Source organism: Mucilaginibacter sp. (assembly GCF_041088075.1).
Classification (GTDB): Bacteria; Bacteroidota; Bacteroidia; order Sphingobacteriales; family Sphingobacteriaceae; genus Mucilaginibacter_A.
Map to the genome: position 1 here is coordinate 25,467 of NZ_JBGCVY010000026.1, position 12,933 is coordinate 38,399.

Below are 12,933 nucleotides of genomic sequence, written 5' to 3' on the forward strand. Positions count from 1 at the left end.
ACGGAAACGTTTAGCCAGCCTGTTCGGCACGGTTTTTTAAGGCATAAAAGAAGTATCGAAAAAACGGTTTGTATCTATGAAAAATTTAGTTTCCATATTAAGTTTGATGATTGGCTGGCAAATGGCATCGGCACTAACCTTCAACAAAGAGGTGGCTTATGGCGATGATGCAAGGCAAAAGATGGACGTTTATCTGCCGAAACAAGAAAAAGGCAAAACGCCTGCCATCATTTTGATCCATGGCGGGAGCTGGGTTGCAGGCGATAAACTAAACATGGCGCATTGGCTGAGGCCGCTGCAAAAAGCCTTTCCTGATTATGCCATCTTCAACTTAAACTACCGTTTGGCCAACCGGCAAACTATGAGCAACCCCTGGCCGGCGCAAATTGACGACATTGACAAAGCGGTTGCTTTTATCAAAGACAAAGCAAAAGATTACCACATTGATAAAAAGCAGTTGATTTTGCTGGGCGAAAGTGCAGGCGCGCAATTGGTTTTGGTAGAGGGGTTTATCCACGATCCAAAACACGAAGTAAAAGTAGTGGTTGATTTGTTTGGCCCCGCCGATATGGTTGATTTGTACCGGGCGCACCACGAACTGGCTGGGTTGATGAACGGCGTTCCCACAGCAATTCCAAGTGTTTATGCAGATGCCAGTGCAGTTTACCACGTAGACAAGAAAAGCCCGGCTACGATTATTTTTCATGGAACTGCTGATCCGATTGTGCCGATCCGGGAAAGCGACAGTTTGAATGTGAAGTTGAAGCAGGCCAATGTGCCATCAAGTTACGTTATTTATCCCGGAAAAGGCCATGGCTGGCGCGGCAGCGAGTTGCAGGATACTTATGCAAAGGCGATTGCTTTTATTAAGGAACAGATGAAGTAGGGTTACGTTTTGTTATCTCAACGGTATGCTGACAACCTTTCGTTGTTTGCTTTAACGTTCTTTTTGCTTGAACAAAAAGAACCAAAAATTCAAGACAAACCCGATCCCTCCGGGCGTTTTGTCGGCCTTCCCGCACCAGGGCGACGATTTGCCGCTTCGGAATGTTTGGTCGTTATTTTACGCTTTTAAAGGATGTTTTTTCCATGCTTCTTTTACCTGTATAAATTAGGTGGATTGAGAAAGCAGTTCTTGTTGAAATGGCAGAGAAACTTGCAAGGTATGCGCCCGGGAGCGAGGGGAGGAATGCCGCCCGGAGGCGATCCGGCATTCTTGAATTTTTGGTTCTTTTTGTTCAAGCAAAAAGAACGTATAAAGAAAATAGTTCGAAGAAGATTTCTCCCTACGGTCGAAATGACAGCAAAAATCAGAACAACAGCATACTTCTTTTATGCAGATAAAATTTATGCCGATAAAAGAAGCATTCCGTATTTAACTTCACAATCCATTTGCCCGCACCGTAATTTCGGCAATATCCAAAACCTGGATTTCCTGTTCTTTTTCTTTGATTTTTACACCATCGCGCAACATTGTCATGCAAAAAGGGCAGGCCGAAGCAACGATTTGCGCTTTGGCTTCAATCGCATCTTCAATCCGTTCGATGTTGATTTCTTTTTTTCCCGGTTCGGCTTCTTTAAACATTTGCGCGCCGCCTGCGCCGCAGCACAAACCGTTGCTGCGGCAGCGTTTCATTTCTACCAGTTCGGCGTCCAAAACCTGCAACGCACTTCTGGGCGCTTCGTAAATGTTGTTGCCGCGGCCTAAGTAGCAGGCATCGTGGTAGGTAATGCGTTTGCCTTTAAAACTTTCGCCGTCTTCGGTTTTTAATTTTCCTTCATTAATCAATTGTTGGATCAACTCGGTATGATGGATCACTTCATAATTACCGCCCAAATTTGGATACTCATTCTTTAATGTATTAAAACAATGCGGACAACCGGTTACGATCTTTTTAACTTCGTAAGCATTCAAAACTTCAATGTTGGTCAAAGCTTGCATCTGGAACAAAAACTCGTTCCCCGAACGTTTTGCCGGGTCGCCGGTGCAGCTTTCTTCGGTTCCCAAAACGGCATAACTTAGGCCAACATGTTGCAAAATCTTGCAAATGCTTCTCGTGATTTTTTGTGCACGTTCGTCAAAACTTCCGGCGCAGCCCACCCAAAATAATATTTCCGGCGTTTTGCCTTCGGCTGCCATTTGCGCCATGGTTGGGATATGTAGTTCGTTCATGGTTTTTTAGTTAATGGTTAAAGGTTCATGGGCAATAGTTCATGGAGGATAGCTGACGGTTCATATGAAGAGCGTGGTTCAAGGCTTAGCAAATTCTTACTATGATCCATGAACCATAAACTAATCACTCTCTGCCCAATTGAGGCGATCCGCATTTGAATATTTCCATGGCGCACCGTTATTTTCTACATTGCCGAACATATTGTTCAAACTTGCCGGTGCCTGCGATTCTTCCATTACAATAAACTGCCGCATTTGGATAATGATATTGAGTGGGTCAATGTTTACCGGACAAGCTTCGGTACAAGCGTTGCAAGTGGTGCAGGCCCAAAGTTCTTCGCGCGAAATGTAATCGTCTAACAAGGTTTTATTGTCCTGGAAGTCCTTTCCCTGTTTATCCAGATTGTTGCCGATTTCCGTAATCCGGTCGCGCGTATCCATCATAATTTTGCGCGGCGAAAGTAGTTTGCCCGTCATATTGGCCGGACAAACACTGGTGCAACGCCCGCATTCAGTACAGGTGTAGGCATCCATCAGGTTTTTCCAGGTGAGGTCAGTTGCATCTTTTGCGCCAAAACGGCCGGGCTCGGTAGCTGCCGGAACGAAAGAAGGGTCAACCATCGCTTTTACTTCATTGGTAACCGAAGCCATATTGCTGAACTGGCCTTTGGGCGAAAGCTTGGAATAATACGTGTTCGGAAAAGCCAGCAAAATGTGGAAATGCTTGGAGTAGGGCAGGTAATTTAAAAAAGCCAAAATACCGATGATGTGGAACCACCAGCAACCGCGTTCGATCATCACCAGCGAACTGGCGCTGGAAGGCAGGAGCGGGGCAATCAAAGCACTGACCGGGAAACTGCCGGCTTTGATATAATGTCCGAAATGCAAGGCTTGCAGTTTGTAATCGGCTGCGTTCATGGTGAGAAAAGCAGTCATCAACAATATTTCGATGAAAAGGATATAATTGGCATCAGAACGCGGCCATTCCTTCATTTCCGGGCCTTGAAAACGTTTTAATTTTAGCAGATTTCTTCGGGATAAAAACACTACGCAAGAAACCAAGACCAATAACGCCAAGATTTCAAAACCGCCAATCAGCAAGCCATACAAACTGCCCAACGGACGGGAAAAAACACGGTGCGAACCAAAAAGGCCGTCAATCATAATCTCCAGAACTTCGATGTTGATGATGACGAAACCAACATAAATAAACAAGTGCATCAAGGCCGCAACTGGGCGTTTGCCCATTTTACTTTGTCCTAATGCTACTTTTGCCATGGTTTTCCAACGCAATGCGGGTTGGTCGCTGCGGTCGGCATCTTTTCCCAACAAAATATTACGCCGTATTTTTCCGGCATTTTTGCTAAATAAAAATACCGCTGCGGCCAGCAGGATTAGAAAGATCAATTGTGCAATCATGAAATTTATTTAGGGCCTGTTTGGATTTTTTTATAAAGTTCAAATGCTTCTTTTATCACCTAAAAATTGGTGAACATTTATTTTTTGGTTGATGAAAATTAATACACGCACCAAAATTTATATGGTAAAAGAAGCATCGGTGTTGTTCAACAAAAATATAATTTATTAGCTGCCTTTTGCGGCACGCGTTAATTGTTCGATGCCGTCCCACATTTCATCGGTAACCATTTCCAAGCCGTTAAATTGCCCGGCACCTTGCAGCCACTCGCCGCCATCAATCGTAACCACATCGCCGTTGATGTAAGCAGAATAATCAGAAATTAAAAAGGCAGCCAGGTTGGCAATTTCCTGTTGCTGGCCAACCCGTTTCAGCGGAACGCGGTTTTTAAAATCAAACTTTTCTGCCATTTCCCCCGGCAACAACCTTTCCCAGGCACCTTTGGTTGGAAACGGGCCGGGCGCAATGGCGTTGGTTCTGATTTGATGCCGGCCCCATTCTGCCGCCAAAGAACGCGTCAAGGCCAGCACGCCGCCTTTGGCACAAGCCGAAGGAACGACATAAGCCGAACCGGTAAAAGCGTAAGTGGTAATGATATTTAAAATATTGCCCGGCATTTTTTCTTTGATCCAATATTTTCCTGCAGCCAAAGAACAATTGACCGAACCTTTTAACACAATATCAATGATGGTAGAAAAAGCATTGGCCGAAAGCCGTTCTGTAGGAGAAATAAAATTTCCGGCCGCGTTGTTCACTACTGCGTTTACCTGGCCAAATTTGGCAACCGCTTCCTGGAAAACCTTTTCAACTTCCTCATAACGACGAACATCGCAGGCCAAAGCTAAAACTTTGCCTCCGATTTCGGTTTCCATTTCTGCAGCGGTTTTTTGGAGAACGTCCAACTTTCTGCTGGTGATGATTAAGTTAGCGCCGAGCTTTAAAAAGTAAGTTCCCATGGCTTTGCCCAATCCCGTTCCGCCGCCGGTAATGATGATGGTTTTCCCTTTGAAAGCATCATCCCGCAGCATTCCTTTTTCGGCATCGCCCAAACTTTTATTTACAGGAATTTCCATTTTAATTTTTTACGGATTTGGTAAGCTGGTCAATTACTTTTTGCAAAGATAAACGTGTTTCGGACGACCACCATTTTTCCAGCATTTTGTTCAAAGTTTCGCTTTGGTCGGTTTGCATTTGACTAATCAGTTCTTTTCTTAAATTCAATTTGCTTTGGCGCCAAGTTTCAGGATTCATCTTCATATAAACCTTTAGCTTCTTCTTCGCAACTGTCAGAACATCAATGGGTTCAACTATTTCATCAACCAATCCTTCCTGCAACGCTTCATCAACATTTAATAGTTTTCCTTCCAGCAAATATTGGTAAGCTTTGCGTTTTCCCAGCCAAAAAGAATATAAATGGAAAACGGCTTCGGGAACAATGATTCCAACCGGAATTTCATTCAAACCAATGATAAAACTGCCTTTCGCCATCACACGGTAATCGGCACAAAGCGCAATAATACAACCGCCAGCCGGACTATGGCCAGTAATTGCCGCTACGTAAGGCTTTTTGAAACTGACCAGCGTGGTTTGCATCAGCAGGAAATTCGTCCAAAAATCTTTGCTTTGCTGCTCGTTGTAATGGTAAACTTCGATCAGGTCAATTCCTGCGGAGAAAAACCCTTCTTTTCCGCTGATGATCAAACCTTCAACTTCATCGTTCGCTTCCAGTTCTTTTACTGCTGAAATCAGTTCCAAAACCATCTCCAGATTGATGGGATTAGAACGGCCGCGGTTTAATGCAACCACAGCAAGGTTATTTTCAATATTGATTTCTAAAGTTTTCATGGCGATGATTTTTCAGCAAAAAGAACAATGCTTCTTTTATGCCACTAATTTTAGGGTGATAAAAGAAGTATGCGAAATTTAATGTGCAACCGTAGCTTTTACAGTATCAGTTTGATACAAATGCTCAATTTCCTGTTTGTATTTTTCCATGATCACGCGGCGTTTCATTTTTCCGGTGGGCGTTAATTCCCCGCCGTTGATCGTCCATTCTTCGGAAAGCAGTTTGAATTTTTTCACCTGTTCCACATGGTTAAATTCGGCATTAAAAGAATCAACAACGGATTGGTACAAAACGATAACCTGATCCTGTTCAACAATTTGACGAGCCGAAGTAAAATCAAAGTTCTGCTGTTCGCACCACAATTTTAAGTTTGGATAAGAAGGCACGATCAAGGCCGAAGTGAATTTTCTTTCGGCACCGATGACCATCATTTGCTCGATCAAAGGGCTTTCTTTCATCCGGTTTTCAATTGGCACGGGCGCAACGTATTTCCCGCCGGAAGTTTTAAAGATCTCTTTTTTGCGGTCGGTTATTTTGAGGAAATTGTCCTGATCAACCTGTCCGATGTCGCCGGTATGGAACCAGCCGTCCGCCAAAACTTCGGCTGTTAATTCCGAGTTTTTGTAATAACCCAGCATGATGTTTGGTCCTTTGCACAAAATTTCGCCGTCGGATGCTATTTTTACCTGCACATCTTCCAGCAAAAGCCCAACTGTTCCAAACCTTCTGCCTTTCACCTGATATTGGTTTACGGTAATTACCGGCGAAGTTTCCGTCAATCCGTAACCTTCTAAAATCACAATTTTGGCTGCGGTAAATATTTTTTCGAGCCGTACCGGACAAGCGGAACTGCCCAAAATAATGGCTTTCACTTCGCCGCCTAAAGCAGCGCGCCACTTGCTGTAAACCAATTTATCGGCGATGGCGAGTTTGGTTTTGTACCACAGGCTGGTTCCGGTATTTTCAAATTGTTCTGCCTCTTTAATTGACCACAGGAAAATACTCTTTTTAATGCCCGAAAGTTTCTGTCCTTCGATCACGATTTTTTCAAACACTTTTTCAAGCAACCTCGGCACGGCGGTAAAAAGATTGGGTTTTATTTCGCGCATATTGGCACCAATCGTGTCCATATTTTCGGCGTAGTAAATGGAGTAGCCGTAAAAAAGGTAGATATAGGTAACCATCTTTTCGAAGATGTGGTTGAGGGGTAAAAAGCTGAGCGCGCGTTTGTTAACGACCGGAATCTGCAACAATACTTTGCCTGAACCAACCACATTACTTACAATATTTTTGTGCGTCAACATTACGCCTTTTGGCCGGCCGGTTGTGCCCGACGTGAAAATAATGGTAGTTACATCGTTTTCGGTGATGCTATTTGAGATGGCCGATATCCGCTTTTTCTCAATCTCGCTGATTGGTTTCAGCAAACTTTCAAAGTGAACGCAATCCGTAATTTTATCAAACGAAACGATGGTTTTTAGCGTCGGTACGTTTTTTTGAACCGCTGTTACTTTGGCGCAAAGTTCGGCATCGCTTACGAAAATGCAGGCAACTTCGGCTTCTGCCAAAATCTGCTCCATTTCTTTTGTACTGGTATTTGGATAAAGCGGCACCAAAATCCCGCCAATCAATTGTACTGCCAAATCGGTCATCAACCATTCGGGCCTGCTGTTGCTGATGAGGCCTACTTTGCTGCGGCCATCAACACTGCCATCGCCCGGCGAAATTCCCATGTCGAGCAAAGCAGCGGCCAACTGATAGATTTTCTCGTGCACCTCGGCCGTGCTGTACGATTTCCATTCGCCGTTGATTTTGGCGTTCAAAAAATCGGGTTTTGGCTCCTGCTGCTGTGCTTCTAAACAATCAAATAACCGTGCTGCCTTTTTCATGGGAATCGCTAAATTTTAATTAGACATTCATTTTTAGGTGCTAAAAACAGTATTTGTTTTGGCCGATCAATTTCGCTGCAATCCGTCGGCGCGCTGCCGTGGTGTTGATGTCTTCGGTTTTGGTGAAACGTTTTAAACCAACCATCATCATGCGGCGTTCGTCGCCTTCGGCAAAAGCGTTTAAAGCTTCTTTTCCGGATTTAAAAATTTTATCGGCCGCATCCCGAACATAAACCTGCATCATGTCAATCTGCTCCTCAATCGCTGCTTCGCCGCGCTGTCCGGCCAGTTTTTCAACCCGCAACTGCAACGATTCGCTCACGTAAGTTTCGATCAGCATATCGGCCAGGTTCATCAAAACTTCCTGTTCTTTGGCCAAATTGGTCATCAGCTTTTGTACGGCAGCACCGGCAACCAATAAAACTGCCTTCTTAAAATTGCCGACATATTTTTTTTCTTTGGTGAAGAAATCATCTTCCGAAGCGCCAAAATCAGGGATGCTCATCAGTTCGGAAGCTACTTTTTGTGCCGGCCCCATCAAATCCAGTTCACCTTTCATTGCACGTTTCAAAATCATGTCCACCGTCAACATCCGGTTGATCTCGTTCGTGCCTTCAAAAATGCGGTTAATGCGGCTGTCGCGATACGCACGATCCATCGGCGCTTCGGCGCTGTAGCCCATTCCACCATAAATTTGCACGCCTTCATCCACAATATAATCTAACGCTTCCGAAGCGTGAACTTTGATGATGGCTGCTTCGATGGCAAAAAGTTCGGTGCCTTTGAGCTTGGCTTTGGATGGCTCCATGCCGTTTTCGATCATGCCATGGATAGCATCCTCAATGTTTTGGCTGGCGCGGTACATGGCGGCTTCGGCAGCGTAGGCACGGATCACCTGTTCGGCCAATTTGTACCGGATGGCGCCATATTTAGCGATAGAACGGCCAAACTGCTCACGCTCATTGGCATATTTAACAGAACTGGTGATGACCGATTTTGAAGCGCCCAAAGCAGCACCGCCCAACTTAATCCTGCCCAAGTTTAAAATATTAACCGCGATTTTAAAGCCATTCCCTCTTTCGGAAAGCAGGTTTTCTACCGGAACTTTGCAATCGTTAAAAAACACCTGGCGGGTCGAGCTTCCTTTAATGCCCATTTTATGTTCTTCCGGGTTGAGGGACAATCCTTCATAACCTTTTTCGATGATGAACGCGCTTAGGTTTTCGTCGTCATCAATCTTGGCAAAAACTGTAAACACATCGGCAAAACCTGCATTGGTGATCCACATTTTCTGGCCGTTTACGATGTAATTTTTGCCATCGGCAGAAAGCGTAGCGCGGGTTTTGCCGGAGTTTGCATCAGAGCCGGCACTTGGTTCGGTCAAACAATACGCACCTTTCCACTCGCCCGAAGCCAATTTTGGAATGTATTTGGCTTTTTGTTCTTCATTCCCGTAATACAAAATGGGCAACGTGCCGATGCCGGTATGCGCCATTACGGCAACAGAAAAGGAAGCGCCGGGACCGGTTTTTTCGCTCACCAACATAGCGGTTGTGAAATCTTTGCCAAAACCGCCATATTCTTCAGGGATGGAAACGCCGAGAATGCCCAGTTCGCCGGCCTGTTCCACCAAACTCACCATCAAACCTTCTTCCTGTGCATCAATTCTGACCATATTCGGAACAACTTTCTGCTCCACAAAATCCTGGCAGGTTTGCGCAATCATCAACTGCTCTTCGTCCCAATTTTCGGGAATGAATATATCTTCTGCCAAAGTTTCTTTAACCAAAAACTCGCCGCCTTTTATTTGCTTTTTTTCTGTTGCTGTGTTCATGCTGTTTTTATCTCCTATTTTTCTTGATCAATTTAATAACTCGAATATGCCTGCCGCGCCTTGTCCGGTGCCTACGCACATCGTAACCATGCCGTATTTTTTGTCCCTTTTTTTCAACTCATCAAAAATCTGGACGGATAGTTTCGCGCCGCTGCAACCCAGCGGATGCCCTAAAGCGATGGCGCCGCCGTTCACGTTCAATATCTCCGGGTTCAAATCCAACCCTTTAATAATGGCCAAAGATTGTGAAGCGAATGCTTCGTTTAGCTCGATTAAATCCATATCGTCCTGCTTCATGCCTGCCATTTTCAAAACTTTCGGTATCGCCAGCAACGGCCCGATGCCCATAATCCGCGGCGGAACGGCAGCAACGGCATAGTTTACCATTCGGGCAATTGGTGTCAAGTTGTTTTCTTTCATAAACCGTTCGCTCACCACCATCACAAAAGCTGCACCATCGCTGGTTTGGGAAGAATTGCCGGCCGTAACCAACCCTTTCGCATCAAAAACAGGTTTCAATTTGGCTAAAGCTTCGATGGAAGTATCAGCTCTTGGGCCTTCATCGGTTGCTACGGTAAATTCCCTTTTTTTGCGTTTGCCGTCTTCGTCAACATAAGTTTCTGAAACATTTACCGGTACGATCTGGTCTTTAAACCGCCCGTTCTCAATTGCGCTGATAGCTTTTTGGTGCGAGTTAAAAGCAAACTGGTCCTGCTCTTCGCGACTGATGTTGTATTCTTTTGCAACCGCTTCTGCCGTTAAACCCATTCCCCAATAATAATCCGGGTGGGCGAGGGCAACATCCACGTTTGGCACAATCCGCCAGCCGCCAAAAGGCAACAAGCTCATGCTTTCCACGCCACCGGCAATGATGCAATCGCTGATGCCACTGTGGATTTTTGCCGAAGCAATCGCAATCGTTTCCAAGCCCGAAGCGCAATAACGGTTCACCGTCATGCCCGGAACTTTATCGGTATCCAGCGCCATCAACGAAATTAGGCGCGCAACGTTTAAACCTTGTTCTGCTTCCGGCGTGGCGTTTCCCACAATCACATCGTCAATTTGCTCTTTGTCCACGTTGGGCACCAATGCAACCAGTTGCCGGATCACGTCTGCCGCCAAATTATCCGGCCGGGTAAACCTAAAACCGCCGCGTGTGGCTTTTCCAACGGCACTGCGGCAAGCCGCTACTATATATGCATTCATTTTTTCTTTGCTTATAAAGCCTGTTTAAATTTTGTTCGTTTATTTTTCGATGCTTCTTTTACCACCTAAAAATTGGTGGGCAATTGGTTTCTGATTTTTTTAGGTTGATGCAACCACCAATTTTTAGGTGGTAAAAGAAGCATTAACATTTTTTTCTGGTATAAATTTAAACAAGCCCTTAATTTCTTAATACTTTTCCGCCTGTTAATATGGATTGGATGCGTTCCAGCGTTTTTCGTTCTGCGCAAAGCGAAACAAAAGCTTCGCGTTCCAGCGTCAATAAATAATCTTCGCTTACTAATGTGGGTTGAGAGAGGTCGCCGCCAGCCAACACATAAGCCAGCTTTTGCGAGATTTTAACATCATGTTCGCTGATGTAATTTCCACTGAACATCGTATTCGCGCCAACGTAACCCAAACCCAATGCCTGCTTGCCCAAAACCTTGATGTTTTTACGTTGAAGCGGCTGCACGTAACCTTCGTCGGCCAGCAGCAAACATTGTTTTTTTGCTTCGGATAAAAGCCGGTTTCTTGAAATAACCACCAAATCCCGGCCTTTTTTTAAATAGCCCAATTCAAAAGCTTCTTCTGCGGAGGTAGAAACTTTTGCCTGGCCGATGGTTAAAAAACGGTCGCGGAAATTGTTCAATTCCACATCGCCATCCTGCAAATCATCCGATAAACGCAGTGCAAATTCTTTTGTGCCGCCGCCGCCTGGAATCAAGCCAACGCCAAACTCCACCAAACCCATGTACAACTCTGCGTGTGCCACCACTTTATCCGCATGTAAACACAGTTCGCAGCCGCCGCCCAACGCCATTTGATGCGGCGCGACAACAACAGGAATGGAAGAATAACGAATCCGCATCATGGTATTTTGGAAAGCTTTGATGACCATGTTTAGCTCGTCAAATTCCTGCTCCACCGCAAACATAAAAATCATCCCAACATTGGCACCGGCACTAAAATTTGTCCCTTCGTTGGAGATTACCAAACCGCGGTAACTTTGCTCGGCCAATGTGATTGCTTTGTTGATACCTTCAATTACTTCGCTGCCAATGGTGTTCATTTTGGTGTGAAATTCCAGGTTGAGGATGCCATCGCCAATATCCGTAATCGTGGTTCCGCTGTTTTTCCAGATCGTATTGGTTTCGCGGATGTTATCCAGCAAAATAAAATCTTCCGTTCCGGGGATTAACTGGTAGGTTTTTGTGTTGATATCGAAATACAAACGCTTGCCATCCTGGATTTTATAAAAGCTGGTGGCGCCAATCTGAACCATATCATAAACCCATTGTGCCGGTTTATAACCTTGGGCTTCCATCGCCTTGATCGTTTCTTCAACACCCAAGGCGTCCCATTTTTCAAACGGGCCCATTTCCCAGCCAAAACCTGCGTTCATAGCTGCATCAATTTTGTACAGTTCGTCGGCAATTTCCGGGATGCGGTTGCTGGAATAAGCGAACAACTGGTAAAATATCGAACGGTAAAATTCGCCTGCCCGGTCTTTCGCGGCAAACAGAACTTTCATCCGGTCTTTTAAATTGTCAATGGTTTTGGTCGTTTCGAGCGAAGGAAATTTTACCTTTTGGGATGGCTCGTATTCCAACGTTTTTAGATTAAGCGTGAAAAACTGGTTGCCGCCGCTGCCTTTTTCTTTCCGATAAAAACCTTGTCCGGTTTTGCTGCCCAGCCAATTATTGGCCGCCATTTTGGTTACAAATTCCGGGATTTGGAAAAGTTCTTTCGCTTCGTCGTTGGGTGCATTTTGGCTCAAACCGTTTGCTACATGAACCATCGTATCTAAACCAACCACATCGCTGGTACGAAAAGTGGCCGATTTTGGATGACCGATTACTGGGCCGGTGAGTTTGTCAATTTCGTCTATCGTATAACCGTTTTTATCCGCAAAATGCAAAATGCTCATGATGCTGAAAACACCGATTCGGTTGCCGATAAAAGCAGGCGTATCTTTTGCCAGCACCGTAGTTTTGCCCAAAAACTTCTCGCCAAAATGCAGCAGGAAATCAACAACTTCGGGCAAAGTATCGGGCGTTGGGATAATTTCTAACAACTTTAAATAACGTGGCGGGTTGAAAAAATGGGTTCCGCAGAAATGCTTTTTAAAATCTTCGCTTCGTCCTTCAGCCATCAAATGGATTGGAATGCCGGAAGTGTTGGAAGTAATCAGCGTGCCGGGTTTGCGGTATTTTTCTACCTGTTCAAAAACTTTTTGTTTGATGTCCAACCGTTCCACCACCACTTCGATGATCCAATCGTAGTTGGAAATTTTTGGCATGTCGTCATCAAAATTTCCGGTCGAAATATTTTTAGCGAAATTTTTAGAATAAATAGGGGAAGGGTTCGATTTTAAAGCCGACGTTAATGCTTCGTTTACCAGCTTATTTTTGGATTTCGGGTCGTTTGCCACCGCGTCTTTCGGCATCATATCCAGCAATAAAACTTCGATGCCGATGTTGGCAAAATGGCAGGCAATGCGGCTGCCCATCACACCGGAACCAAGCACGGCAACTTTTTTTATCGTTCGTTTAACATTCATTTTTTTAA

9 protein-coding genes are annotated in these 12,933 nt (G+C 44.9%); 1 reads left to right on the forward strand and 8 read right to left on the reverse strand.

Annotated elements, in window-relative coordinates; genetic code table 11:
• The first annotated feature begins 76 nt into the window (after positions 1 to 76).
• Positions 77 to 886: a prolyl oligopeptidase family serine peptidase gene (locus V5804_RS05705; protein ID WP_369590416.1), complete on the forward strand. Its 810-nt coding sequence runs from the start codon at positions 77 to 79 to the stop codon at positions 884 to 886.
• 495 nt (positions 887 to 1,381) lie between these two features.
• Here the strand turns inward: V5804_RS05705 and V5804_RS05710 are convergent, their stop codons facing one another.
• From V5804_RS05710 to V5804_RS05745, 8 genes are all read right to left on the reverse strand, one after another.
• Entirely contained in the window at positions 1,382 to 2,173 is a 792-nt protein-coding gene (locus V5804_RS05710) for a (Fe-S)-binding protein (RefSeq protein WP_369590417.1), read from the reverse strand.
• Positions 2,174 to 2,293: 120 nt separating this feature from the next.
• A complete protein-coding gene (locus tag V5804_RS05715; RefSeq protein WP_369590418.1) occupies positions 2,294 to 3,592 on the reverse strand; it encodes a 4Fe-4S dicluster domain-containing protein in 1,299 nt (432 codons plus the stop codon).
• Between the two features lie 165 nt (positions 3,593 to 3,757).
• Complete coding sequence (locus V5804_RS05720; protein WP_369590419.1) at positions 3,758 to 4,663, reverse strand: SDR family oxidoreductase; 906 nt, start codon at positions 4,661 to 4,663, stop codon at positions 3,758 to 3,760.
• Between the two features lies 1 nt (position 4,664).
• Complete coding sequence (locus tag V5804_RS05725) at positions 4,665 to 5,435, reverse strand: enoyl-CoA hydratase/isomerase family protein (protein ID WP_369590420.1); 771 nt, start codon at positions 5,433 to 5,435, stop codon at positions 4,665 to 4,667.
• 78 nt (positions 5,436 to 5,513) lie between these two features.
• On the reverse strand, positions 5,514 to 7,325 hold the full coding sequence (locus V5804_RS05730) for a long-chain fatty acid--CoA ligase (protein ID WP_369590421.1): 1,812 nt from the start codon (positions 7,323 to 7,325) through the stop codon (positions 5,514 to 5,516).
• Between the two features lie 40 nt (positions 7,326 to 7,365).
• Positions 7,366 to 9,159, reverse strand: a complete 1,794-nt coding sequence (locus V5804_RS05735) for an acyl-CoA dehydrogenase family protein (RefSeq protein WP_369590422.1) — start codon at positions 9,157 to 9,159, stop codon at positions 7,366 to 7,368.
• Positions 9,160 to 9,186: 27 nt separating this feature from the next.
• Complete coding sequence (locus V5804_RS05740) at positions 9,187 to 10,365, reverse strand: acetyl-CoA C-acyltransferase (protein ID WP_369590423.1); 1,179 nt, start codon at positions 10,363 to 10,365, stop codon at positions 9,187 to 9,189.
• Between the two features lie 178 nt (positions 10,366 to 10,543).
• Positions 10,544 to 12,925, reverse strand: coding sequence for a 3-hydroxyacyl-CoA dehydrogenase NAD-binding domain-containing protein (locus tag V5804_RS05745; RefSeq protein WP_369590424.1), 2,382 nt, complete (start codon positions 12,923 to 12,925; stop codon positions 10,544 to 10,546).
• Between the last annotated feature and the right edge of the window lie 8 nt (positions 12,926 to 12,933).